We start from the raw sequence: 25,930 nt of genomic DNA, 5'->3' as shown, positions 1-25,930 counted from the left end.
AGCGCCTGCGCGAGCAAGCCCGCTCCCACAGGGGGAAATGAGTGCTGGGTCAGCCGCGCTGGGTCAGGCCCATCTTTTTGCGCCCCTCAGCCGGGGTCAGCACGCGGGCGCCGAGGCGGCTGAGGATCTCGATGGCGCGTTCGACCAGTTGGCCGTTGGTGGCCAGCACACCCTTGTCCAGCCACAGGTTGTCCTCCAGGCCGACCCGCACGTTGCCGCCGAGCAGCACCGCTTGCGCGGCCATTGGCATCTGCATGCGGCCGATGCCGAACCCGGCCCACACTGCGTCGGTGGGCAGGTTGTCGACCATGGCTTTCATGGTGGTGGTGTCGGCCGGCGCACCCCACGGGATGCCCAGGCATAGCTGGAACAGCGGGTTGTCGAGCAGGCCTTCCTTGATCATCTGCTTGGCGAACCACAGGTGGCCGGTGTCGAAAATTTCCAGCTCGGCCTTCACCCCCAGCTCGGTGATGCGCCTGGCGCCGGCGCGCAGTTGCGCCGGGGTCGAGACGTAAATGGTGTCGCCGTCGCCGAAGTTCAGCGTGCCGCAATCGAGGGTGCAGATTTCCGGCAGCAGTTCTTCAACGTGGGCCAGACGGGTCAGCGGGCCGACCAGGTCGGTGTTCGGGCCGAACTCCATCGGGTGCTCGCCGGCACCGATTTCGAGGTCGCCGCCCATGCCGGCGGTGAGGTTGACGATGATGTCGACGTCGGCCTCGCGGATGCGCTCCATCACTTCGCGGTACAGCGCCACGTCACGGCTGAACTTGCCGGTCTGCGGGTCGCGCACATGGCAATGGACGACGGTGGCGCCGGCCTTGGCCGCTTCTACCGCAGCCGCTGCAATCTGTTTCGGAGTGACCGGCACGTGGGGGCTCTTGGCGGTCGTGTCGCCAGCACCGGTGAGTGCGCAGGTGATGATGACGTCGTGGTTCATGGTGCGGTTTCCTTCAGGCGTGATGGGTCTGTTCGCAGCCCTTTCTCGGGCTGCGAAGCGTGTGTTCGGACTTGGGTTATTTACTGGTCAGTTGCAGGTTTTCAGCGGCCGGTTTGCCGTCGAAAGTGGTCACACCGTCAAGCCAGCGCTGCTTGTCTTCGGGGTGATCCTTGAGCCACTGTTTGGCGGATTCGAAGGCGTCCTTGTGATCGAGCAGCGGTTGCATCATCCGGCTCTCGTCTTCGGCGGTGAACGTCAGGTTGCTCAGCAGGCGACCGATGTTCGGACACTGTTCGGCGTATTTCGGCGCGGTGACCGTCCACACCGTGGCCATGCCTTCGTTCGGGCCGAGGGCGTCTTCGCTGCCGGTGAGGTAAGTCATCTTGACGTTGACGTTCATCGGGTGCGGCGCCCAGCCGAAGAACACCACGGCTTCCTTGCGGCGTACAGCGCGGTCAACGGCGGCGAGCATCCCGGCTTCGCTGGACTCGACCAGTTGGAATTTGCCGAGGCCGAACTGGTTTTTGGCGATCATCGCCTTTATCTGCGTGTTGGCGCCCGAACCCGGTTCGATGCCGTAGATCTTGCCGCCCAGTTCCTTTTCGAACTTGGCAATGTCGGCAAAAGTCTTCAGACCCTTGTCCGCCAGATAGGTCGGCACGGCGAGGGTCGCGCGGGCATCCTTCAGGTTCGGTGCTTCCAGGACTTTGACCTGGTTGGCGTCGACGAATGGAGTGATGGTCTGGGTCATCAGCGGGTTCCAGTAGCCGAGGAACAGGTCCAGCCGCTGATCGCGAATCCCGGCGAAGATGATCTGCTGGGACGCACTGGTCTGTTTGGTGTTGTAGCCGAGGCCATCGAGCAGCACTTGGGTCATGGCACTGGTGGCGATGACGTCGGTCCAGTTGACGACGCCCATGCGCACGTTCTGGCACGAGGCGGGTTCGGCCGCCATGACGCTGGCGCTCAAGAAAGCGGTACCGCTGAGTGCAAGAACACAGCTGCTGATCAGTCGTTTCATGTCGGGTTCCTCGGCAGGTCGTTTATTGTGAGTTCCGGCATCTGGCGTGCCGGTGATGCCAAGTTACGCAGCAACGGCCCGGTGAAAGCGCACTGCGGCGACTGGCATTTGCACTGTAGCGACCTGTGCGCTTGAACGCTGACGACAATCGGCGTATCAACGATTCACGCTACCCGCTAACCGAGTGCGCACATGTCCCAGGATTTCTACTTTCTGCTGATGCCGGGGTTTTCCGCCATCGGCTTCATCTCCGCGATCGAACCGCTGCGGGTAGCCAACCGTTTTCGTGGCGAGCTGTACCGCTGGCACGTGCTCGGCGCCGATGGCGGGGCGGTGCTGGCGAGCAATGGCATGTCGGTCAACGCCGACGCGGCGCTGGAGCCGCTGAAGAAAGGTGCGACGCTGTTGGTGGTGGCCGGATTCGAACCGCTGAAGTTCGCCACGCCAACCCTTGAGCACTGGCTGCGCCGGCTGGACAACGAAGGCGTGACCCTCGGCGCCATCGACACCGGCAGCTTCGTCCTTGCCGAAGCCGGTTTGCTCGACGGCCATCGCCTGACCCTGCACTGGGAAGCCATCGATGCGTTCAAGGAATCTTATCCACAGCTCAGCGTGACTCAGGAACTGTTCGAGATTGACCGGCGGCGCATCACCTCGGCGGGCGGCACGGCGTCCATCGACTTGATGCTCGATCTGATCGCCCAGGCCCACGGCCCGCAACTGGCGATTCAGGTCAGCGAACAATTCGTGCTGGGGCGGATCCGCCCACGAAAGGACCACCAGCGCATGGAAGTCGCCTCGCGCTACGGCATCAACAACAAGAAGTTGGTGCAAGTGATTGGCGAGATGGAACAACACAGCGAACCACCGCTGACCACGCTGCAACTGGCGGAATCGATCAAGGTGACGCGGCGGCAGCTGGAGCGCTTGTTTCGGCTGCATCTGAACGATACGCCGAGCAATTTTTATCTGCGGTTAAGGTTGGAGAAGGCCCGGCAGCTGTTGCGCCAGACGGATATGAGCGTGCTGGAAGTCAGCATCGCTTGCGGGTTTGAATCGCCGTCGTATTTCACCCGCAGCTACCGCGCGAAGTTCGCCCGCTGCCCCCGCGAAGACCGGCGTACCGCCAACGCCTGAATGGATGCACGCAAAACCAATGTGGGAGCGGGCTTGCTCGCGAAAGCGGAGTGTCAGTCGAAACATGAGTTGACTGATCCACCGCATTCGCGAGCAAGCCCGCTCCCACATTTTTGATCTTCAGTGTCTGAAGAAAAGGTTACTTCTTCACCAACGCCGAACACGCCGCCTTGTAAGCCTCATGCTGATACTTGTTCAGCGTCCCCGGCAGCTCAAAGTTGTGCTTCTTGGCCTGCGCATTGATCGTCTGCGGCGACAACAGCGTCACCTCACACCCATCCAGCAACTGAAACACCCCCTCGATCTTGAACGTGGTCGGCCCACCGGCAAACTCGCCCTTCTTGCTGCGCTTCTTGATCGCAATCCGGTCAATCGAATGCTCGCGCACGAACGAAGCGACCTGCGCCGCGAAGCGTTTGACGTTGGCCGCCTCGTCATCATCGTCGAGGGCGATTTTCTTGGTGTTGAGCGCCACATGGCTCAGCGTTGTCCCGTCAAGGGAGGCCACGGCGATGATCGCTTCGCTGCCTTTGATTTCGATGCCGCAGATGTTCATGAGTGTCCCTTGATTGGCTATATGAGGTGCAGCTTACAGCGCAGATCCTCACTCCTGCCCAATCGACTCCAAAAACTCCGACCGTTCGTCACTCATCCGTGCCACACAGTCATTTTGCGCAATCTTGAATGCCTTGCTGCCTTCGGTGGCGGGGAAGGCTTCCACGGCGCAATCGGCGTCGCGGGTTTTCAGCCATTGTTGCTGGGCGGTTTTCAATTTGGCGGTGATGTCGGCCAGTTGCGCGGCGTTTTTGCCGTAGGTGGCCTGCATGCGTTCGTTGAGGCTGGCGTAGTTGTCCTTGAGCAAGTCTTCGGCGGTGCTGCGGCTGTAGGTCGAGCATTCCAGGGTCTGGACGTCGTTTTCCACCGCGTCGCACGGGTTGTCGTCGGTCTCTTCGGCGGCGTGTACGCCGGTCGCAATCAGTGCCAGGGCCAGGAAGATCGATCTCATGGTTGTCGCCGCTCTAATCCAGTGATGTATGCAAGATGCGCCAGATTCTGGCTCAAGCGCGCGGGCTTGAACAGGTAGCTGATCTGAGCGCCTGATGACCCTTTGTCGCGGATTGACGCTTTCGGCAATTCCCCTGTCGTTTTTGCACCCGGCTGCCCCTGCACCGAGGCATATGCTGGCCCCAAAGCGCCGGCAGACGATTCGGCGCATGAATCGCCAATAAGGGGACGCCTGATGAGCCCAGCCGAATTACACGCCGACAGCATCGTTATCGACGGTCTGATCATTGCCAAATGGAACCGCGAGCTGTTCGAAGACATGCGCAAGGGCGGTCTGACGGCGGCCAACTGCACCGTGTCGGTGTGGGAAGGCTTTCAGGCGACCGTGAACAACATCGCCGCCAGCCAGAAGCTGATCCGCGAAAACAGCGACCTGGTGATCCCCGTCCGCACCACCGCCGACATCCGCAAGGCCAAGGAGCAGGGCAAGACCGGCATCCTTTTCGGCTTCCAGAACGCCCACGCCTTCGAAGACCAGATCGGCTACGTCGAGGTGTTCAAGCAGCTCGGCGTCGGCATCGTGCAGATGTGCTACAACACCCAGAACCTGGTCGGCACCGGTTGCTACGAGCGTGACGGTGGCCTGTCGGGCTTCGGCCGCGAGATCGTCGCCGAGATGAACCGCGTCGGCGTCATGTGCGACCTGTCCCACGTCGGCTCCAAGACCTCCGAGGAAGTCATCCTCGAATCGAAAAAACCGGTCTGCTATTCCCACTGCCTGCCGTCGGGGCTCAAGGAACACCCGCGCAACAAGTCCGATGCAGAGCTGAAGTTCATCGCTGATCACGGCGGTTTTGTCGGCGTGACCATGTTTGCGCCATTCCTCGCCAAGGGCATCGATTCGACCATCGACGATTACGCCGAAGCCATCGAATACACCATGAACATCGTCGGCGAAGACGCCATCGGCATCGGCACCGACTTCACCCAGGGTCACGGCCAGGACTTCTTCGAATACCTGACCCACGACAAGGGCTACGCCCGTCGTCTGACCAGCTTCGGCAAGATCATCAACCCGCTGGGCATCCGCACTGTCGGCGAGTTCCCGAACCTGACCGAAACCTTGCTCAAGCGCGGCCACTCCGAGCGTGTGGTGCGCAAGATCATGGGCGAAAACTGGGTCAACGTCCTCAAGGATGTCTGGGGCGAATAAGCCACCGCAATTCTGAATCCTTTCCCCCGGCCGTCCGCGCCGGGGGCAACAAACCGAATTTTCTGGAGTTAAGTTTCCATGGCCAAGATCGCCCCGCAATTGCCAATCGAAGTCGACAGCGAGACCGGTGTCTGGACCTCCGACGCCCTGCCGATGCTGTACGTGCCGCGTCACTTCTTCGTCAACAACCACATGGGCATCGAGGAAGTGCTGGGCGCTGAAGCCTATGCCGAGATCCTCTACAAGGCCGGCTACAAGTCCGCCTGGCACTGGTGCGAAAAAGAAGCCGAATGCCACGGCCTGGAAGGCGTCGCGGTGTTCGAGCACTACATGAAGCGCCTGTCGCAACGCGGCTGGGGCCTGTTCAAGATTCAGGACATCGACCTCGACAAAGGCACCGCCAGCGTCAAGCTCGAACACTCGGCATTCGTCTATGTGTACGGCAAGGTCGGGCGCAAGGTCGATTACATGTTCACCGGCTGGTTTGCCGGGGCCATGGACCAGATTCTTGAGGCACGCGGCAGCAAGATTCGTACGGTTGCCGAGCAAGTCTACGGTGGCTCTGAAGAAGGCCACGACGACGGCCTGTTCACCGTCAAGCCGTTGTAAGTCGAGGAACCCGCCATGGCTTTCGAAGCAATGTTCCAGCCGATCCAGATCGGCAAACTGACCATCCGCAACCGCGTGCTCAGCACAGCGCACGCTGAGGTCTACGCGACTGACGGTGGCATGACCACCGAGCGCTACGTCAAATACTACGAAGAGAAAGCCAAGGGCGGGATCGGCCTGGCGATCTGCGGCGGTTCGTCGGTGGTCGCCATCGACAGCCCGCAGCAATGGTGGAGTTCGGTCAACCTGTCCACCGACCGGATTATTCCGCACTTCCAGAATCTGGCCGACGCCATGCACAAGCATGGCGCCAAGATCATGATCCAGATTACCCACATGGGCCGTCGCTCACGTTGGGATGGTTTCCACTGGCCGACCCTGATGTCGCCGTCGGGTATCCGTGAACCGGTGCACCGTGCGACCTGCAAGACCATCGAACCGGAAGAGATCTGGCGAGTGATCGGCAACTACGCGCAAGCCGCGCGCCGCGCCAAGGCCGGTGGTCTGGACGGCGTCGAGCTGTCGGCCGTGCACCAGCACATGATCGACCAGTTCTGGAGCCCGCGCGTCAACAAGCGTACTGACGAATGGGGTGGCAGCTTCGAAGGCCGGATGAAGTTTGGTCTGGAAGTGCTGAAAGCCGTGCGCGCCGAGGTCGGTGACGATTTCTGCGTGGGCATGCGTATCTGCGGTGACGAGTTCCACCCGGACGGTCTCTCCCACGAGGACATGAAGCAGATCGCCAAGTATTACGACGACACCGGGATGCTCGATTTCATCGGCGTCGTCGGCTCGGGTTGCGACACCCACAACACCCTGGCCAACGTGATTCCGAACATGAGCTATCCGCCGGAGCCGTTCCTGCACCTGGCGGCCGGAATCAAGGAAGTGGTCAAGGTTCCGGTGCTGCACGCGCAGAACATCAAGGACCCGAACCAGGCCACGCGCATACTGGAGGGCGGTTACGTCGACATGGTCGGCATGACCCGCGCGCACATCGCCGATCCGCACCTGATTGCCAAGATCAAGATGGGCCAGATCGACCAGATCAAGCAATGCGTCGGCGCCAACTACTGCATCGATCGTCAGTATCAAGGTCTGGACGTGCTGTGCATCCAGAACGCCGCGACCTCCCGTGAATACATGGGCGTGCCGCACATCATCGAGAAGTCCACAGGCGTCAAACGCAAAGTGGTGATCGTTGGTGCCGGCCCGGCCGGGATGGAAGCAGCACGGGTTTCTGCCGAGCGTGGCCACGACGTGACCCTGTTCGAGAAGAAAGAATTCATCGGCGGGCAGATCACTACCGCGTCGAAAGCGCCGCAACGTGACCAGATCGCCGGGATCACGCGCTGGTTCCAGCTGGAGCTGGCGCGGCTGAAAGTCGATCTGCGCCTGGGCACTGCGGCCGACGCTGCAACCATCCTCGATCTGCGTCCGGATGTCGTGGTGCTGGCGGTCGGTGGGCATCCGTTCCTCGAGCAGAACGAACACTGGGGCGCCGCCGAAGGGCTGGTGGTCAGCAGCTGGGACGTGCTCGACGGCAAGGTTGCGCCGGGCAAGAACGTGCTGGTCTACGACACCATCTGCGAATTCACCGGGATGTCGGTGGCCGACTTCCTCGCCGACAAGGGCAGCCAGGTCGAGATCGTCACCGATGACATCAAACCGGGTGTGGCCATCGGCGGTACATCGTTCCCGACCTACTACCGCAGCATGTACCCGAAAGAAGTGATCATGACCGGCGACATGATGCTGGAAAAGGTCTACCGCGAAGGCGACAAGCTGGTGGCGGTGCTGGAGAACGAATACACCGGCGCCAAAGAGGAGCGGGTGGTCGATCAGGTGGTGGTGGAGAACGGCGTGCGTCCGGATGAGGAAATCTACTACGCGCTCAAAGAGGGTTCGCGCAACAAGGGTCAGATCGACGTCGAAGCGTTGTTCGCGATCCAGCCGCAGCCATCGTTGAGCACCACCGGTGACGGCTACTTGCTGTTCCGCATCGGCGACTGCGTGGCGCAGCGTAATACCCACGCTGCGATCTACGACGCCCTGCGGCTCTGCAAGGATTTCTAACGGCATCACCACCATCACCTGTGGCGAGGGAGCTTGCTCCCGCTGGGCTGCGAAGCGGCCCCAAAAAACTGTAGTCGCGGTGTATCAGGAATATACCGGCGACTGTATTGGGAGCGCTGCGCACTCCAGCGGGAGCAAGCTCCCTCGCCACAGGTAGGTGCGTTGCTCTTGCCAGCGCACAAATGACCCCGAGGTCTTTGGGAGCTTCACCATGTTGAACACCCTTCTTCCAATCCTGTTGTTCGCAGCCCTGGCCCTTGCGGTGCTGGGGGCGTTGCGGCGGGTGGCCATGTGGCGTCGGGGCCGGGCCTCGAAGGTCGATCTGATCGGCGGCCTGTTCGCCATGCCCAAGCGCTACATGGTCGACTTGCACCACGTGGTGGCGCGGGACAAATACATCGCCAACACCCACGTCGCCACGGCCGGCGGTGCGGTGGCGTCGATCGTGCTGGCGATTCTGGTGCACGGTTTCGGCCTGCATAACCGCATCCTCGGCTATGCGCTGCTGTTGATGACGGCGGTAATGTTCGTCGGTGCGCTCTTCGTTTATCGGCGCCGGCTCAATCCGCCGGCACGGTTGTCGAAAGGCCCGTGGATGCGCCTGCCGAAAAGCCTGTTGGCGTTCTCGGCGTCGTTCTTCCTGGTGACCCTGCCGGTGGCCGGGATCCTCCCGGAGAACTTCGGCGGCTGGCTGCTGGCAGCGATTCTCGGGATCGGCGTGCTGTGGGGCGTGTCGGAATTGTTCTTCGGCATGACCTGGGGCGGGCCGATGAAGCACGCCTTCGCCGGTGCCCTGCACCTGGCCTGGCACCGCCGCGCCGAGCGCTTTGGCGGCGGTCGTTCCACCGGTTTGAAACCGTTGGATCTGAATGATCCAGGCGCGCCGCTCGGCGTGGAAAAACCCAAGGATTTCACCTGGAACCAGTTGCTCGGTTTTGACGCCTGCGTGCAGTGCGGCAAGTGCGAAGCCGCCTGCCCGGCGTTCGCTGCCGGCCAGCCGCTGAACCCGAAAAAGCTGATTCAGGACATGGTCGTCGGCCTCGCTGGCGGCACTGACGCCAAGTTTGCCGGTAGCCCATATCCGGGCAAGCCCATTGGTGAGCACAGCGGCAATCCGCACCAGCCGATCGTCAACGGTCTGGTCGATGCCGAAACCCTGTGGTCGTGCACCACCTGCCGCGCCTGCGTCGAGGAATGCCCGATGATGATCGAGCACGTCGACGCCATCGTCGACATGCGCCGCCACCTGACGCTGGAAAAAGGCGCGACCCCGAACAAGGGTGCCGAAGTCCTGGAAAACCTGATCGCCACTGACAACCCCGGCGGTTTCGCCCCGGGCGGGCGGATGAACTGGGCGGCGGATCTGAACCTCAATCTGCTCAGCGAGAAGAAGTCCACCGACGTGCTGTTCTGGGTCGGCGACGGCGCCTTCGACATGCGTAACCAGCGCACCCTGCGCGCGTTTGTCAAAGTGCTGAAAGCGGCGAAAATCGACTTCGCCGTACTCGGTCTCGAAGAACGTGACAGCGGTGATGTGGCCCGGCGTCTTGGTGACGAGGCGACCTTCCAGTTGCTCGCCAAACGCAATATCCAGACACTGGCCAAATACAGCTTCAACCGCATCGTCACCTGCGATCCGCACAGTTTTCATGTGCTGAAAAACGAGTACAGCGCGTTCGACGGCAACTATCTGGTGCAGCACCACAGCACCTACATGGCGGAAATCATTCAGGCCGGTGCGCTGAACCTCGGTCAGCACAAAGGCAACAGCGTGACCTATCACGACCCGTGCTACCTCGGTCGCTACAACGGCGAGTACGAGGCGCCGCGCGAAGTGCTGCGCGCCCTCGGCATCGAGGTCAAAGAGATGCAACGTTCCGGCTTCCGTTCGCGCTGCTGCGGCGGCGGTGGCGGGGCGCCGATCACCGACATTCCGGGCAAGCAGCGGATTCCCGACATGCGCATGGACGACATCCGCGAGACCGGCGCCGAGCTGGTGGCCGTGGGTTGTCCACAATGCACGGCGATGCTCGAGGGTGTGGTCGAACCGCGTCCGCTGATCAAGGACATCGCCGAACTGGTGGCCGACGCGCTGCTCGAAGACGCCGCGCCGAACAAGCCGACTGCACCGGCCAAACGTGAACCTGCGGAGGCCCACTGATGAGCGACATTATCCGCCGCGACCCGCGCGCCGAATGGATTGCGCGTAACCGCCTGCACCCGCTGCACGCGGCCATGCAACCGGCGCAACACAGCTGGATGGGCCCTAATGGCGTCATCCGCAAGAACCTGCACGGCATCGGCTTCATCGGCCCCAACGGCATCAAACGGATCGACCGCAGTGGCGCGCAACAGGGCGGGGCGGTCAAGCGCTCGGCCACGGTTGAAGTGCAGTTGCCGCTGCATCAGGTACCGGCCCCTGCGTTTTACATCAGCGTGGTGCCGGACATGGTTGGCGGTCGCCTGAGCAGCCACGACCGCGACTTGCTCGGCCTGGCTCATCAATTGGCCGGCAACGACGGCGCGGTGCTGGCGGTGGTGTTTGGCGATCACAAAGAGAGCGCCTTCGCCACGGCCGGCGTCGATCGCTTGCTGGTATTGGAGGGCGACCAATTCAGCGGTTATGCACCGGAACAACGGGTGCAGGGCCTGCGGGCTGTGGATAACCAGTTCAATCCGCGTCACTGGCTGCTGCCGGACAGCCGCAGCGGGGGTGGTGAACTCGGTCGGCGTTTTGCCGCGGCACTGGGCGAACGTCCGGCGACGCGAGTCTGGCAGGTCAAGGATCAGGAGTGCATCGGTCGCGCCGGTGCGGGCCTGCAAGACCTGGCGCGACCGGTCGCACGCTTGATTCTGGCCGCAGCCGAATGCGCAGAACCGGTCAGCGAAACCCGTCACGAAGCCCTGCCAGTGGAGTTATCCACAACGGTGGCGCGCAGCCTGTCGCGAATCGAGGATCTTGGCGCGGTAGCGGTGGACCCGGCGGCGATTCCGATGGCCGAAGCCGAGTTCATTTTCTCTGGCGGCAACGGGGTCAAGGACTGGGCGCTGTTCCACCAGACCGCTGCGGCGCTCGGCGCCACCGAAGGCGCCTCGCGGGTGGCGGTGGACGATGGCTTCATGGCCCGTGATCGGCAGGTCGGCGCGTCCGGCACCTGGGTCACCGCACGGGTTTATGTGGCTGTGGGTATCTCCGGGGCGATCCAGCACCTGCAGGGCATCGGTGCCTGTGACAAGGTGGTGGCGATCAACCTCGACCCCGGTTGCGACATGATCAAACGCGCCGACCTGTCGGTGATTGGCGAGAGCGCGGAAATTCTTCAGGCGTTGATCGCGGCGGTAGCGGCTTACCGCAACGAAGCCAAGCGCGATGCGGCTTAAGGAACGGGTTATGAGCACAAAGATCATCAGTCTGGTTTCCATTGGTGCGCACCCGACGTCGGGCCGGCCACGCCGCGCCGAACAGGACGCGCGCGCCGTGGAACTGGGCCTGCAACTGGCTGGGGATAACCTGCAAGTGCTGCATGCCGGAGATGTCGCGGAACCGGCGCTGCGCGCCTATCTGGGCATGGGCCTGGAACAGCTGCATGTGCTGGAACAACCTGCTGGCGCCGACGCCTTGCCGGCGCTGACCGCGTATCTGCGCGATGCCGGCGCCCAAGTGGTGTTGACCGGAAGCCAGGCGGAAACCGGCGAAGGCTCGGGCATGTTGCCGTTTTTGCTGGCCGAAGGGCTGGGCTGGCCGCTGGTGGTGGGACTGGCGCAGGTCGAGTCGATCACCGACGGTTCGGCGCTGGTGCTGCAAGCCTTGCCCCGTGGGCAGCGGCGGCGTCTGAAGGTGAAGCTGCCGTTTCTGGCGACTGTGGATAACGCCGCGCCGAAACCTCGGCAGAGTGCCTATGGACCGGCGCGACGCGGAGTTTTGCAGGCTGAAGACATCGAAGTGGTGGACGATGAGTTGCTCGCGATTGCCACCTTGCAACCGGCCAAGCCACGGCCGAAACGTTTGAAGGTGATCAAGGCCAAGAGCGGTGCGGACCGGATGAAAGCGGCGACGGCCAAGGCCAGCGGTGGTGGTGGGCAAGTGCTCAAGGGCGTTACAGCGCAGGCCGGGGCGGAAGCGATCCTCAAACTCCTGATCGAAGAAGGCGTCGTCCGCTAGCCACGATCCTCCAGACAGTGAACACCCCCTGTGGGAGCGGGCTTGCTCGCGAAAGCGTCGTTTCAGCTGCATCAAAGTTGAATGACCCACCTCTTTCGCGAGCAAGCCCGCTCCCACATTGGTTAAGGGGCAGCAGATCTCGATGTGTTTACCCACAATCCCTGTTGGCGGATCTGTGGATAACGTGTTCGCCCATCCCTGCACCCCACGCCAATCAAGCCCTCCAGGCCCCAGCTCAAAAAACGACCAGCCTAAGTCACGGTTTTTCCGGGCTTTTTCTCCTGCATAACGCCAAGAGTTGCCCCCAATCTCTGTTGGCGCTTCTGTGGACAAGATGTTCGCTTTCTGCTGCAAGCCATATAAAACGTGGCTTGCAGGGATTTGATCAATAAATGATCGATTAAGCGTTTCAGGCTGATAATCCCTGCGCAAAGCCCGATTTCCCACAGCTCACAGCACTTTTCCACAGTAGCCATAAAGTTACCCCCGAAGTCTGTTGGCGCTTCTGTGGATAACGTGTTCGCCATCCTCTACAGGCCATATGAAACGTGGCTTGTAGAGAGCTGATCAAAAAACACCCAATCACTCCCGCAAACCATCCTTCTGGATAAGTCACGATTTTTCTTCACAAATCAGCCAGTTATTTTTCCGTTCATCCACAGTTACCCCCATTTGCTGTGCATGGCTATGTGGATAACTTGTTCGCTGAACTTCATAAGCCCCGGCCGGCTTAGTCCAAACGGCAATTGATCAGATTTCATACAGTTCTAAAGCGTCGCCTTGACTTCGATTCCTGCGCTGTCTTCACTGCAATGGCACAAGGACAGCCGTCACTTATCCACATCAGGTTCTGGGAGAACGCATGATGGATAGCCGCCCACACCGCCATCCCCCCTCGCCACGCAAGCGCACGTTACGTCGTGCGGCCAATCAACGCGCTCGTCTGTAGCGACCTCCTGCTTTAACCGCTGTGCTGTCGCCGGGCTCGCCCCGGAGGCCAGGTGCCCGTTCGCCCATTGACTGCAGGCAACCGCAGAGTTGCCCCATCTGCCTGAGAGAGGAACACCCTCATGACACGCATCGCAACGCCCATCAGCGAGATCAAGGAACACTACGACGTGATCGTCATCGGCTCCGGCTATGGCGGCGGCATTGCTGCGTCGCGCCTGTCCCGGGCCGGCAAGCAGGTGTGCCTGCTCGAACGCGGGCGGGAAATCCAGCCCGGTGAATACCCCAACACCATGATCTCCGCGACCGAAGAGTTGCAGGTGCATGACCCGGACGGCCACATTGGCTCGCGCACCGGGCTGTTTGATCTGCACGTCAACGCCCAGCAGAACGTGGTGGTCGGCTGCGGCCTCGGCGGTACGTCGCTGATCAATGCCAACGTTTCCCTGGAGCCGGAACCCGGGGTGTTCGAGGATCCGCGCTGGCCGCAAGCGGTACGCGATCATCGCGATACGCTGCTCAAGGACGGTTACGCCCGCGCCCGGGAAATGCTCAAGCCCAATCCGTACCCGAATAGCGCACCGAACCTGCCCAAGCTCGACGCCAACAAAAAGTCTGCGGACTACCTCAAGCAAGGCGCGCATTTCTACAAGCCACCGATCAACGTCAACTTCGACAAACTGCCGAACAACCTCAACCACGTCGGCGTCGAGCAACTGCCGTGCAACCAGTGCGGCGACTGCGTCTCGGGCTGTAACAACAAGGCCAAGAACACCACGCTGATGAACTATCTGCCGGACGCCTGGAACCATGGCGCGGAGATTTTCTGCCAGGCCGAAGTGCGGCATCTGGAGCGCGACGGCGATGGCTGGATCGTGCACTTCCAGTACCTCGACAGCGGCCGCGAGAAGTTCGACGCGCCAACGCTGTTCGTGAAGGCCGATATCGTCGTGGTCTCCGCCGGCACTCTCGGCTCTACCGAGATCCTGTTGCGCTCACGGGACAAGGGCCTGGAGATGTCCGGCCAGCTCGGCGAGAACATGAGCGGCAACGGTGACATCCTCGGTTTCGGCCACAACTGCGAGCAGACCATCAACGGCATCGGTTTCGGCGCGCATTCGGCCAAGGAGCTGCAACCGGTCGGCCCGTGCATCACCTCGATCATCGACATGCGCACCGAAGGTGACTGGCGCAGCCGCATGGTCATCGAGGAAGGCTCGATCCCCGGCGCCCTCGGCCGGCCGATGGTGCCGGCAATGGCCGGGTTTGCCGAGATGATCGGCGTGGCCACGGACGACAGTTTCAGCGGCAAGCTCGGCTACAAGGAGCGCGAGGCCGAAAGCTTCCTGCGCGGCCCCTATTACGGCGCGCTGCACAATATGCAGACCTACCTGATCATGAGCCACGACAGCGGCCAGGGCCGGATGATTCTCGACAACAAGGACCAGTTGCGCATCGACTGGCCGGGTGTCGGTGAGCAGGAAAACTTCAAGCTCGGCAACGAACGTTTGTACCAGAGTACCAAGGCACTGGGCGGGGTCTGGGTCGAGAATCCGATCTGGACCAAGCTGCTCAAGCACAGCATCGTTTCTGTGCATCCGCTGGGCGGTTGCGTGATGGGCGAAGACGCGACGCAAGGCGTGGTCAATCACAAGGGCCAGGTGTTCAGCGGCGCGGCCGGCACCGATGTTTACGCCAGTCTGTACGTGACCGACGGCGCGGTGATCCCGACCTCGCTGGCGGTCAATCCGCTGCTGACCATCTCCGCCGTGAGCGAGCGCAACATGGGCCTGCTCGCCGCCGACCGCGGTTGGCAGATCGACTACACGTTGCCGTCGGCACCGCGCAAACAGGTAGCGCCGCCGACCCTCGGCGTGCAGTTCACCGAAACCATGAAGGGCTATTTCTCCCGGGCCTTCACTGCCGCGCAAAGCACCGATCTGAAAGTCTATGAAGCCGCGGCCAAACGTGGCGAGGCGGACAATTCGCCGATCGACTTCACCCTGACCATCACCGCCAACGACCTGAACCGGATGATCAAGGAACCGCAACACGCCGCGACCATTGTCGGTACGGTGATCGCCCCGGCGCTGTCGCCACAACCGCTGACCGCCAGCAATGGCGTGTTCAACCTGTTCGAGCAATTCGAGCAGCAGGTCGACACGCGGCACATGAAATACGACATGAAACTGACCGCCGAGGACGGCAGCGACTACTTCTTCAGCGCCTTCAAAACCGTGCCGGAAGACAACGGCGTGCTGAACATCTGGCACGACACCAGCACTCTGTACGTGACGCTGTATCGCGGACCGGACAAGTCGGGCGAGGTGATCGGCTCCGGGGTGATGCACATTCATCCGACCGATTTCGCCAAGCAGATGACCACCATGAAAGTGCTCAACGCGCGTAACGAGCGCGAGCGCATCGAAGGCCTGGCGCGCTTCGGCAAGTTCTTCGCCGGGATTCTCTGGGAGAGTTACGGCGGGGTCTTCGCTGGCGATATCTACTTCAACCCCGACGCGCCGCCACGCCTGAAACGGCCGCTGGATGCGCCGACCCCGGCGGTGCATTTCTTCCCCACCGAGGACGGTGTCGAGCTGCGCCTGACCCGTTATCAGGCCGGCAGCAAAGGCCCGGTGATGCTGGTGCATGGCCTGGGTGTCGGTTCGAATATCTTTTCCACCGACACCATCCAGACCAACCTGCTGGAGTACCTGTGCAAGCACGACTACGACGTGTGGCTGCTGGATTTCCGGGTGAGCATTCTGCTGCCGGCGAGCAAGAAGGAATGGAACGGCGACCAGATCGCCCAGTACGACTTCAAGGCTGCCATTGCGCAGATTCAGCAGGAGACCCAGGCCAAGGACGTGCAATGCGTGGTGCATTGCTACGGCGCGACCACGTTCTTCATGTCGTTGCTGGCGGGGCTGCAGGGTGTGCGTTCGGTGGTCTGCTCGCAGATTGCCGCTGACACTGTGGTCGCCACGGCCACTGGATTGAAGGCTGGTCTGCACCTGCCGGGCATGCTCGATGCGATCGGCATCAAGTCGATGACGGCTTACGCCGACAGCAAGGAGAACTGGTTCAACCGCCTCTACGACAAGGCCCTCAACGGTTACGCGCGGATTGAGGCGCAGGGTTATTGCACCAACCCGGTGTGCCACCGCATCACCTTCATGTACGCCTCGCTGTACCGCCACGACACGCTCAACGAAACCCTGCACGACAATCTGCACGAGCTGTTCGGCGAGTCGAATATCGAGACCTTCGAGCACCTGGCGCTGATCGTGCGCAAAGGGCACTTGGTGGATTTCAAGGGCAACGATGTGTACATGCCGCACTTCGACCGGCTGACGATGCCGATCTGCTTTATCAGTGGCGCGGAGAACCAGTGTTACCTGCCGGAAAGCACACTCAAGACCTACCAGCGAGTCTGCGAAGTCAACGGGCCGGAGCGCTACAGCCGGCATGTGGTGCCGGGCTATGGCCACATCGACTGCATGTTCGGCAAGAACGCAGTGGTGGATGTGTATCCGCTCATCCTTGAGCACCTGGAGAAAACGGCCCTCGGCTGACATAGGACCGAGTCGTCCGCTTCGCGAGCAAGCTCGCTCCCACAGGGGATTGTGCCTAGCACAAGTTCTGAGCATGACTGCGCTCAATGTGGGAGCGAGCTTGCTCGCGAAAGCGACAGGTCAGGCGCTACATCTCTCCAGTCTGCACAAGGAAATGGATGACATGGATACCTACATCCGCTGGTTTCAACGCTTCATCTGGATCGGCATTGCGATGAACATGGTGTTCGCGATCCCGGCGCTGTTCGCGCCGGGGTTGCTGACATCGGTGGTCGGTCTGCCGCCGCAACTCTCCGACCCGTGGCTGGAAAACGCCGGGATGCTGCTGGTGGGCATCAGCGTGTTTTACATGCCGTCGGGCTTCAACGCGCCGCGCTATGTGGTGCATTCCTGGCTGTGCGTGCTGACGCGGCTGATCGCCGTGGTGTTCTGGATTTACCTGATCAACACGAGCATTCAAGGCTCGGTGTTCGTGCCGATGCTGATGGGCGATCTGAGCTTCTTCCTGATCCTCGGTATTCTGCTGTACCTCGGCACCACGCCCGCGAACCGGCCATGGGCGCTGCTCTGCGATGGCTGGCGCGAGTGGCGCGCGGCCTGGGCGCGGCAATGGCAGAGCCATACCTTCAAGGTCGGTACCTTGGTCGTACTGGCGCTGCTCGGTTTCATTGGGTACCAGACCTGGTACCAGATGCTGCGGGTGGTGCCGGAGCAGGAGTACGCCTCCGACGAAGATCATTACAAATACGCCGCCATCGGCCTGGGCATCGAAGCGCGGATCCCGTATTACCTGTTCGCCGTGCTGCCGCAGATGTGCCCGGAAAAACTGCCCAAACCCGGCGGCTGGGAAGTCTTCGGCTTTCTCTATGAGAACGGCAAGGATCTGCCGATCGGCATGGCCAAGCGGCAGATCGGTTACCCGACCGTGGAACCGAACTGCGCGCTGTGTCACACCGGCTCCTACCGGGCCAATGCCAGCGACGTTGCGGTCAACGTGCCCAGCGCGCCGGCCAACACCCTGCAACTGCAGGCCTTCCAGTGGTTCGCCTACGATTGCGCCAGCGACCCGAAATTCACCACCGACGCGGTGATGGCGGCGATCAACGGCAAATTCCAGCTGGGCTTTTTCGAGAAGCTCTATAACCGCTACCTGATCATCCCGATGGCGAAAAGCGCCTTGCTCAAGCAGAAGCAGGCCTACGCCTGGCAGAAACTGCGTCCGCAACAGGGCCCGGGCCGCACCGACACCTTCAACCCGACGAAAATGGTGGTGTTCGGCTTCCCGGATGACTCGACCATCGGCACCGTCGATCTGCCGCAAGTGTGGAACCAGAAACCGCGGGAATCGATGTACCTGCACTGGGACGGCAATAACAACAAGATCCACGAACGCAACTACGCCGCCGCGATGGCCGTGGGCGCGACCCCGGAATCGGTGCTGCCGCCGAGCTTCAACCGCGTGACCAACTGGCTGCTCGGGCACAAGGCGCCGGCGTGGCCGTGGGCACTGGATCAGTCGAAAGTCGCGCAAGGCAAGCCGATCTGGGATGCCAATTGCGCCGCGTGCCACGACTTCGGTCGCGCCGACACCGGGCAAGTGACCACCAACATCGATCAGCTCGGCACCGATCCACATCGGCTGGACTCGTTCACCACCGGTCTGGTGACCGCGTTCCACACTTTCAAGAAGCCGCCGTTCGACTTCGGTGCCTATCGCAAGACCCAGAGCTACAGCAACACGCCGACTGACGGCATCTGGCTGCGCGCGCCATACCTGCACAACGGTTCGGTGCCGACCCTGTGGGACCTGCTGCAACCGCCGGAAAAGCGTCCGGTGGTGTTCATCACCGGCTCCGACGTCTACGACCCGGTCAACGTCGGTTTTGTCACCACGGGCGCTCAGGCCAAAGCCTCGGCGGATTTCAAATACGACACCCGACTGGAGGGCAACCACAACAGCGGTCACCTGTATGGCACCACGCTGTCGGACGACGACAAACGTGCGTTGATCGAATTCATGAAAACCCTGTGAGCCCTTACGGATAGAGGATTACGCCATGTCACTGGTCAGTCATTGGGAACACGAGTACGACAAGGTAAAGCTGCGCATTCACGGCTTGTTCACGCGCATGGAAATGGCCTGGATGAAGCTCATCAGCGAGCTTGAGCCGCAGGAGTTTCAGGCGATCATCAAGCTGCTGCAGCGCGGTCACGATCAGGCGCAGTACGTGCTGAAAAACGGTGAGTTGCCGGGCGATGAACCGGCGGTGCCGTGGGAGTTGTCCCATGGCCTGTCGATCCTGCGTATCGGCAATGCCACGCCGCTGCCGCAATCGCCGGATCAACTGGCAACCCGCGTGTTGCAGGACGGCAGCCTGCTCGGCTGTCGCAAGTGGGAGTTGCTTGATCTGCTGTGGAGCGAGGCATTGCTCAAGTGGATTGAAAACCTGCGCCATCACGCGACCTTCGGCACTGACCCGGCGGTGGTGCAGATGGAGCGTGACGTGACCCTGGCGATTGCCGGCGACTGGGGCACCGGCCCCTTTAACAGTCATGCACCGGCGGTTTCAGTGGCCAACCAGATGCAACTGGCCCAGGCCGATTTCACCATCCATCTGGGCGACGTCTACTACGCGGGCAGCCATTCGCAGGAAGACGTCGACATGGCCGGTTGGCCGATGGGCAGCCACGGCTCGTTCACCCTCAACTCCAACCACGAGATGTACAGCGGCGCCCACGGCTATTTCAAGGAACTGGCCAAGCGCTTTCCGGGGCAGCAGGGCACCAGTTATTTCGCTTTGATCAACGACGACTGGCTGGTGGTCGGGCTGGATTCGGCGTATGCCTCGGACGCGATGAACCTGTACATGGACGGCACGCTCAACGAGCCGCAGATCACCTGGATGAAAGCCCTGCCGAAACGCAAAAAGATCATGGTGCTCAGTCATCACCAGGGCTTCGATATTTCCGGGCATCACCAGACCGCGCTGTATCAACCGGTGTGCGATGCCCTGGGGCGCGAGCCGGATTATTGGTACTGGGGGCATCTGCACAACGGCATCGTCTACGCCAAACAGGGCGGCTTGAATGCGCGCTGCGCCGGGCACGGGGCGATTCCCTATGGCAATGCCAGCGAGTTGAACGGGCATTCGCGGGTGTTGTGGTCGGAGACGCAGGATGCCAAGGATCCGGCGTATCCGCTGCGGGTGTTGAATGGCTACGCGAAAATCAGGTTGGTGGGGGAGGATATTTTTGAGGAGTTTATTGGTGAGGATGGCAGTGTGAGGTGGTCATCGAAGTGAGGCGGTGAATGTGATGACGTCATCGCGAGCAGGCTCACTCCTACAATTGGAATGCGTTCCCCTGTAGGAGTGAGCCTGCTCGCGAAGCTTTTGCCTTTGATCTTAGCCCTGGACAGGGACGCCTTTGAGGTACGGCGCAGGTTCCGCCCCAAGGTTGCTCAGCATCCGCTCGCTGTACCAGTCGACAAAGTTGACCACGCCAAACTCGTAAGTCTTGGAGTACGGCCCAGGCTGATAAGCCGTGGAGTTGATCCCGCGCTGGTTTTCTTCGGCCAGACGCCGGTCCTGATCGTTGGTCGCGTCCCACACCTGGCGCATGCGTTCGACGTCGTAATCCACGCCTTCGACGGCGTCCTTGTGCACCAGCCATTTGGTGGTGACCATGGTTTCCTGGGCGCTGATCGGCCACACGGTGAACACGATGATGTGGTCGCCCATGCAGTGGTTCCACGAGTGCGGCAGGTGCAGGATGCGCATCGAACCGAGATCCGGATTCTTGATCCGGCCCATCAGTTTGGCGCAACCCTGTTTGCCGTCCAGGGTCATCGACACAGTGCCCTTGAGCAGCGGCATGCGCACGATGCGGTTGCGCAGGCCGAAGCTGGCGTGGGCGTAAGGGATCTTCTCGGCTTCCCACGCAGCAGCAGACGCGGCGACGTGATCCTTGAAGGCCTGATCGGCGCGCGGGTCGGTGACGTCGTCCCATTCCAGCAGGGTTTTCAGCAGTTCCGGGTGCGACGCGTTGCAGTGGTAGCACTCGCGGTTGTTTTCCAGCACCAGTTTCCAGTTGGCCTTTTCCATCAAGGTGGTGGTGATCGCCACCTTGGTGTTCTCCATGTCGTACGGTTCCATGTAGTGGTTCAGCGTCGACAGGAAGTCATCGATGGCCGGCGGATTCTCCGCCAGGCTGATGAAGATGTAGCCGCCGGCAGTCTTCACGTTCACCGGTTTGAGGCCGTACTGCTTCATGTCGAAGTCGGCGCCCATCTCGGTGCCGGCGAACAGCAGGCGCCCGTCCAGTTCGTAGGTCCACTGGTGGTAGTGGCAGACCAGTTTGGCAACCTTGCCCTTTTCACTGGTGCACAGGCGCGAGCCACGGTGGCGGCAGACGTTGTGGAACGCATGCACCACGCCGTCGGCGCCACGAATGACGATGATCGGGTTCTTGCCGACCTGCAGGGTCAGGTAGTTGCCCTTGGCCGGGATCTCGCAGGTCATGCCGGCGATCAACCACTCTTTCTGGAAGATCTCCTGCATGTCGATCTCGAACAGGCGCTCGTCGCTGTAGAACGGCTGCGGCAGCGAAAAGGTGCGCTCGCGCTCCTGCAGCATCTGTGCGGTGGCCTTGCGTGCGGGTTCCAGCGGATCGCCCAGGCTGATTTTTGCGGTGACGTCCATCGATGTATTCCTCAAGGCCATCTGCGTGGCCGCGAAAGTGGCTGATCAGGGTTGCTACGCAAGGTGTAAAGAATTCGTCTTGGTGTGGGGCGAGTGTGGGGCCGGCGCTGCCCGGAACCTTATCCGTGGGCGACATGGTGCAATCTGTTCCCGACGCGCAACCCCCGGCGGTTGGGGGCTGGTCGCGATAAGTATGCCGATGTCGCGGATAGGTAAACGGGCGGTTCACGCTATACGCAGAATCGCCACATGAAGGCCGACAGTCGGCCGTGGAGAACAGCATGTCCAACAGCTTCCTGAATCCGGTCACCACCCAGACCTGGGCCAATGGCCGACACATCGTCCGTTGCGTCAAAGTCATCCAGGAAACCTGGGATGTGCGCACCTTCTGTTTCATGGCCGACCAGCCGATCCTGTTCTTCTTCAAGCCCGGGCAGTTCGTGACCCTGGAGCTGGAAATCGACGGTCAGCCAATCATGCGCTCGTACACCATTTCCAGTTCGCCGTCGGTGCCTTACAGCTTCTCGGTGACCATCAAGCGCGTGCCGGGTGGCAAGGTTTCCAACTGGCTGCACGACACCCTGCATGAAGGCCAGGAACTGGCAGTGCACGGCCCGGTCGGGCTGTTCAACGCCATCGACTTTCCGAGCCCGAAAGTCCTGTATCTCAGCGGCGGCGTGGGGATCACCCCGTGCATGTCGATGGCGCGCTGGTTCTACGACACCAACGCCAATGTCGACATGACCTTTATCCACAGCGCCCGCTCGCCGAAAGACATCATTTATCACCGCGAGCTGGAACACATGGCGTCGCGGATCGACAACTTCAGCCTGCACCTGATCTGCGAGAAACACGGGCTGGGCGAGCCGTGGGCCGGCTATCGCGGCTACCTCAATCACAAGATGCTGGAGCTGATGGTTCCCGACTTCCTCGAGCGCGAAGTGTTCTGCTGCGGCCCGACGCCGTACATGAACGCGGTCAAGCGCCTGCTGGAAGTGGCCGGTTACGACATGTCGCGTTATCACGAGGAATCCTTCGGCGCCACGCCACCAGAAGCTCGTGCCGATGCGGTGGAGCAAGCCGAGCAGGCAGCCGATGCGCCGGAAATCGATGCGGCGGATCTGCATCAGGTCGAATTCACCGCCTCCGGCAAGAGCATCCGCGTGGCCCCGGGCGAAACCGTGCACGCAGCGGCGGCCAAGCTTGGCCTGATGATTCCGAAAGCCTGCGGCATGGGGATTTGCGGGACGTGCAAGGTGATGAAACTGGGGGGCGAAGTGGAAATGGAGCACAACGGCGGGATTACCGAGGACGACGAGGCCGAGGGTTACATTCTGTCGTGCTGCAGCGTGCCGAAGGGCGACGTGCGTATCGAGTTCTAAGGCTTTGCACAGGCCCAAATGTGGGAGCGGGCTTGCTCGCGAAAGCGCCGGATCAGTCGGCATACGTGTTGAATGACACACCGCTTTCGCGAGCAAGCCCGCTCCCACAGGGGGAATGTATTTCAGTCGATAAACAGGTCGGGCATCAGGGTTGCGGTGCTGTCCGGTTCAAACCGGTAGTGATTGAACTCAGTCACACCGCTCTCGCGCAAAATTTCCTCATCAATCAACAACCGCCCGCTGATCTTCCGTCCGCTGCTGCTCAGAATCACATGCGCCGCATCCGCCATGATCGCCGGCGTACGCGCCTGCTTGAACGACTCGCGGTTTCCCAGCTGAAATTCGATGGCGGCGGTGGCGATCATCGTCTGCGGCCACAGTGAGTTGACGCTGATGCCGAAACTGGCGAACTCCTCGCTCATCCCGATCGTCAGCATGCTCATACCGTACTTGGTCACGGTATAGGGGCTGAACTGGGCGAACCACTTGTTCGCCAGGTTCAGTGGCGGAGACAGATTGAGAATATGCCCGGCGGATTTCTTCAGATAGGGCAGGGCGCCCTGGCTGCACAGCAGTACCGCGCGGGTGTTGATCTGGTGCATCAGGTCGAAACGCTTGAGTTCGATGTGCTGCACACCGGTGAGTTTGATCGCCCCGGCGTTATTGACCAGCGCATCAATGCCGCCGAAATGTTCGTTGGCTTTGGCCAGCGCACTGCGCACCGCGTCTTCATCACGCACATCGACTTGCAGGGCCAATGCCTTGCCGCCCGCCGCTTCGACTTCCGCGGCGACGCTGTGGATGGTTCCAGGCAACTTGGCGTGGGGTTCGGCGCTTTTGGCCGCAATCACGATATTGGCCCCGTCTTTCGCGGCCCGCAGCGCAATCTCACGCCCGATGCCACGGCTGGCGCCAGTGATGAACAGGGTTTTGCCTTGTAGCGACATGCCGATGCTCCTGCTTATTGTTATGTGAGCGGAGGGCTCGACAAACAATGTAGACCAAGCAGCTGTCGCGATAGGGATGGGCGGTGATGACTTGTGGTGAGGGGATTCATCCCCGATGGGTTGCGCAGCAGCCCCAAAACCTATGAACGCGATCTACCAGTAAGACCGCTATCTCAGGATTCACGACTGCTGCGCAGCCGATCGGGGATGAATCCCCTCGCCACAGGGGATCAACTCATTACCGGAGATCCCCTCATCCAGGAGTTCATTTGCCAAGGAATCAGGCGGACATGACTTCGCGAATGTCGCGGGCCAGTTCGCGTACGCGTTCTTCTTCGGTGTCCCACGAGCACATGAAACGTGCGCCGCCCTTGCCGATGAAGGTGTAGAAGCGCCAGTTTTTCGCGGTCAGCGCGGCGATGGCCGGTTCCGAGAGTTGCAGGAACACGCCGTTGGCCTGCACCGGGAACATCAGTTCCACGCCCGGAATGTCGCTGACCAGCTCGGCCAGCAGTTGCGCGCAGTGGTTGGCGTGGCGGGCGTATTTGAGCCAGGCGTCGTTTTCGAGGATGCCGACCCACGGAGCCGAGAGGAAGCGCATTTTCGACGCCAGTTGCCCGGCCTGCTTGCAGCGGTAATCGAAGTCTTCGGCCAGTTTGTGGTTGAAGAACAGAATCGCTTCACCCACCGCCATGCCGTTTTTCGTGCCGCCGAAGCACAGCACGTCGACGCCGGCCTTCCAGGTCAGGTCGGCCGGCGAGCAGCCGAGGAATGCGCAGGCGTTGGAGAAACGCGCGCCGTCCATGTGCAGGTGCAGGCCCAGCTCTTTGCAGGTGGCGCTGATGGCGCGGACTTCTTCCGGGGTGTAGACGCTGCCGACTTCAGTGGCCTGGGTCAGGGTCACCACGCGCGGTTTCGGGTAGTGGATGTCCTGGCGCTTGAGCGCGACTTCACGGATCGACTGCGGGGTGATTTTGCCGTTTTCGGTGCCGGCGATCAGCAGTTTCGAACCGTTGGAGAAGAATTCCGGCGCGCCGCATTCGTCGGTTTCGACGTGAGCGGTTTCCGAGCAGATCACGCTGTGGTAACTCTGGCACAGCGACGACAGCGCCAGCGAGTTGGCGGCGGTGCCGTTGAAGGCGAAGAACACCTCGCAGTCGGTTTCGAACAGCTGGCGGAAATGGTCGGCCGCGCGTGCGGTCCATTCATCGTCGCCATAAGCGCGCTGGTGGCCGTGGTTGGCCTGTTCCATGGCGGCCCAGGCTTCAGGGCAGATACCGGAGTAGTTGTCGCTGGCGAATTGTTGGCTCTTGTCGGTCATGGCCGGCTTCCGTGGTCGAGACTCTTGTGAAGGCTCGTGGTCAATGAGGGTGCGCACTTTACCGAAGATCTTCCGGGGAGCACACGGGATGTCGCTGTCAGAAAATTACCAGTTTGTTACCCGATTATGCACGTGACTAAACGCGACGGCGCGCTGGATCTGCTCAAGTGGCTGGCACTGCTGAGCATGCTGCTCGATCACCTGCGATATGTCGGGATCAGCGCCGATTGGCTGTATGTGCCGGGGCGTCTGGCGTTCCCGTGGTTCTGTCTGGCGATGGCGGCGAATCTTGCCAGGGCCGGTGCGCAGAAGACCGAGTGGCGCTATCTGGGCTGGCTGCTGTTGTTCAGTGCGGTCAGTGAGATTCCGTACCGCTTGTACATTCCTGATCCCGACACCTTGAACGTGATGCCCACCCTGGCGCTGGGGTTGCTGGTGGCGCGGGGGTGGCAGGATCCCTCGATCATGTCGCGATTACCGGGTGTCGCTGCGCTGGTGCTGGCCGCTGTTTTTCCGGAGCGACTGATGTTCGGATTCTTCGGCGTTCTGTTGCCGCTGGCGCTGCTGTTGGTGTTTCGCCGTCCGTGGTATTTCAGCCTGCTGCCGGGATTGGTATGTCTGGCGGGCAATCAGTGGCAGGTGCTGTATGAGTCGGCGAGGTTCGGCAGTAGCGTGGCCATACTTGGCATTGCCACCTGCCTGTTCGCGCCAATGCTCGGAATGTTCCTGTTGCGACATGGGCGACATCTCCAGCCACCGCCAATGCGGCGCTGGGCTTACGCCCTCTACCCCGCGCATTTCCTCCTATTGCTTGCCGTCCGCACGGCATACACCTGACCCCTGTGGGAGCGGGCTTGCTCGCGAAAGCGGTGTGTCAGGCGGCATTGATGTCGACTG

19 protein-coding genes are annotated in these 25,930 nt (G+C 61.4%); 12 read left to right on the top strand and 7 right to left on the bottom strand.

Features of this window, described 5'->3' with window-relative positions; all coding sequences use genetic code 11:
* Positions 1–49: 49 nt before the first annotated feature.
* The gene (locus CKW11_RS10565) at positions 50–937 is read right to left on the bottom strand and encodes a 3-keto-5-aminohexanoate cleavage protein (RefSeq protein WP_095137476.1); all 888 of its coding nucleotides are present in this window, start codon (positions 935–937) and stop codon (positions 50–52) included.
* A gap of 76 nt (positions 938–1,013) precedes the next feature.
* Positions 1,014–1,958 carry a choline ABC transporter substrate-binding protein gene (locus CKW11_RS10560; RefSeq protein ID WP_095137475.1) on the bottom strand — a complete coding sequence of 315 codons (945 nt, stop codon included), beginning with the start codon at positions 1,956–1,958 and terminating at the stop codon, positions 1,014–1,016.
* Positions 1,959–2,150: 192 nt separating this feature from the next.
* On the opposite strand from CKW11_RS10560, the gene CKW11_RS10555 reads away from it, so the two are divergent.
* On the top strand, positions 2,151–3,095 hold the full coding sequence (locus CKW11_RS10555) for a GlxA family transcriptional regulator (RefSeq protein ID WP_095137474.1): 945 nt from the start codon (positions 2,151–2,153) through the stop codon (positions 3,093–3,095).
* A gap of 139 nt (positions 3,096–3,234) precedes the next feature.
* On the opposite strand, the gene CKW11_RS10550 is transcribed toward CKW11_RS10555, so the two are convergent.
* The gene (locus tag CKW11_RS10550) at positions 3,235–3,651 is read right to left on the bottom strand and encodes a DUF3010 family protein (protein ID WP_095137473.1); all 417 of its coding nucleotides are present in this window, start codon (positions 3,649–3,651) and stop codon (positions 3,235–3,237) included.
* Positions 3,652–3,699: 48 nt separating this feature from the next.
* Positions 3,700–4,101 (bottom strand): lysozyme inhibitor LprI family protein, encoded by a 402-nt coding sequence (locus tag CKW11_RS10545; protein WP_095137810.1) that lies wholly within the window; start codon positions 4,099–4,101, stop codon positions 3,700–3,702.
* Between the two features lie 234 nt (positions 4,102–4,335).
* On the opposite strand from CKW11_RS10545, the gene CKW11_RS10540 reads away from it, so the two are divergent.
* The 9 genes from CKW11_RS10540 (at position 4,336) to CKW11_RS10500 (ending at position 19,985) form a co-directional block, all read left to right on the top strand.
* A complete protein-coding gene (locus CKW11_RS10540) occupies positions 4,336–5,313 on the top strand; it encodes a dipeptidase (RefSeq protein WP_095137472.1) in 978 nt (325 codons plus the stop codon).
* Positions 5,314–5,391: 78 nt separating this feature from the next.
* Complete coding sequence (locus CKW11_RS10535; protein ID WP_008083165.1) at positions 5,392–5,922, top strand: DUF5943 domain-containing protein; 531 nt, start codon at positions 5,392–5,394, stop codon at positions 5,920–5,922.
* 15 nt (positions 5,923–5,937) lie between these two features.
* Positions 5,938–7,998 (top strand): dimethylglycine demethylation protein DgcA, encoded by a 2,061-nt coding sequence (gene dgcA / locus CKW11_RS10530; protein WP_095137471.1) that lies wholly within the window; start codon positions 5,938–5,940, stop codon positions 7,996–7,998.
* A gap of 211 nt (positions 7,999–8,209) precedes the next feature.
* Complete coding sequence (gene dgcB, locus CKW11_RS10525) at positions 8,210–10,159, top strand: dimethylglycine demethylation protein DgcB (protein WP_095137470.1); 1,950 nt, start codon at positions 8,210–8,212, stop codon at positions 10,157–10,159.
* Positions 10,159–11,379, top strand: coding sequence for an electron transfer flavoprotein subunit alpha/FixB family protein (locus CKW11_RS10520; RefSeq protein WP_095137469.1), 1,221 nt, complete (start codon positions 10,159–10,161; stop codon positions 11,377–11,379). Before dgcB ends, CKW11_RS10520 begins: the two co-directional genes overlap by 1 nt.
* 10 nt (positions 11,380–11,389) lie before the next feature.
* Complete coding sequence (locus tag CKW11_RS10515) at positions 11,390–12,160, top strand: electron transfer flavoprotein subunit beta (RefSeq protein WP_095137468.1); 771 nt, start codon at positions 11,390–11,392, stop codon at positions 12,158–12,160.
* A gap of 1,070 nt (positions 12,161–13,230) precedes the next feature.
* Entirely contained in the window at positions 13,231–16,683 is a 3,453-nt protein-coding gene (locus tag CKW11_RS10510) for a GMC family oxidoreductase N-terminal domain-containing protein (protein ID WP_095137467.1), read from the top strand.
* Positions 16,684–16,846: 163 nt separating this feature from the next.
* Positions 16,847–18,715 carry a hypothetical protein gene (locus CKW11_RS10505; RefSeq protein ID WP_095137466.1) on the top strand — a complete coding sequence of 623 codons (1,869 nt, stop codon included), beginning with the start codon at positions 16,847–16,849 and terminating at the stop codon, positions 18,713–18,715.
* A gap of 25 nt (positions 18,716–18,740) precedes the next feature.
* Positions 18,741–19,985, top strand: a complete 1,245-nt coding sequence (locus CKW11_RS10500) for a metallophosphoesterase (protein ID WP_095137465.1) — start codon at positions 18,741–18,743, stop codon at positions 19,983–19,985.
* Between the two features lie 102 nt (positions 19,986–20,087).
* Here the strand turns inward: CKW11_RS10500 and gbcA are convergent, their stop codons facing one another.
* Positions 20,088–21,383: a glycine-betaine demethylase subunit GbcA gene (gene gbcA, locus CKW11_RS10495; protein WP_095137464.1), complete on the bottom strand. Its 1,296-nt coding sequence runs from the start codon at positions 21,381–21,383 to the stop codon at positions 20,088–20,090.
* A gap of 281 nt (positions 21,384–21,664) precedes the next feature.
* Between gbcA and gbcB the strand changes: the two genes are divergently transcribed.
* On the top strand, positions 21,665–22,765 hold the full coding sequence (gbcB, locus tag CKW11_RS10485; protein ID WP_027610659.1) for a glycine-betaine demethylase subunit GbcB: 1,101 nt from the start codon (positions 21,665–21,667) through the stop codon (positions 22,763–22,765).
* A gap of 122 nt (positions 22,766–22,887) precedes the next feature.
* On the opposite strand, the gene CKW11_RS10480 is transcribed toward gbcB, so the two are convergent.
* Both CKW11_RS10480 and CKW11_RS10475 read right to left on the bottom strand, forming a co-directional pair.
* Positions 22,888–23,712, bottom strand: coding sequence for an NAD(P)-dependent oxidoreductase (locus tag CKW11_RS10480; protein WP_095137463.1), 825 nt, complete (start codon positions 23,710–23,712; stop codon positions 22,888–22,890).
* A gap of 280 nt (positions 23,713–23,992) precedes the next feature.
* Complete coding sequence (locus CKW11_RS10475; RefSeq protein WP_007913115.1) at positions 23,993–25,033, bottom strand: low specificity L-threonine aldolase; 1,041 nt, start codon at positions 25,031–25,033, stop codon at positions 23,993–23,995.
* A 126-nt stretch (positions 25,034–25,159) separates the two neighbouring features.
* Here CKW11_RS10475 and CKW11_RS10470 point away from each other — a divergent pair, with 126 nt between their 5' ends.
* Complete coding sequence (locus tag CKW11_RS10470; RefSeq protein ID WP_095137462.1) at positions 25,160–25,870, top strand: TraX family protein; 711 nt, start codon at positions 25,160–25,162, stop codon at positions 25,868–25,870.
* The last annotated feature ends 60 nt before the right edge of the window (positions 25,871–25,930 follow it).

Source organism: Pseudomonas sp. Irchel s3a10 (genome assembly GCF_900187525.1).
Taxonomy (GTDB): domain Bacteria; phylum Pseudomonadota; class Gammaproteobacteria; order Pseudomonadales; family Pseudomonadaceae; genus Aquipseudomonas; species Aquipseudomonas koreensis_G.
The sequence above is the reverse complement of the archived record's forward strand: the minus strand, read 5'-3'. Positions and strand labels throughout refer to the sequence as shown.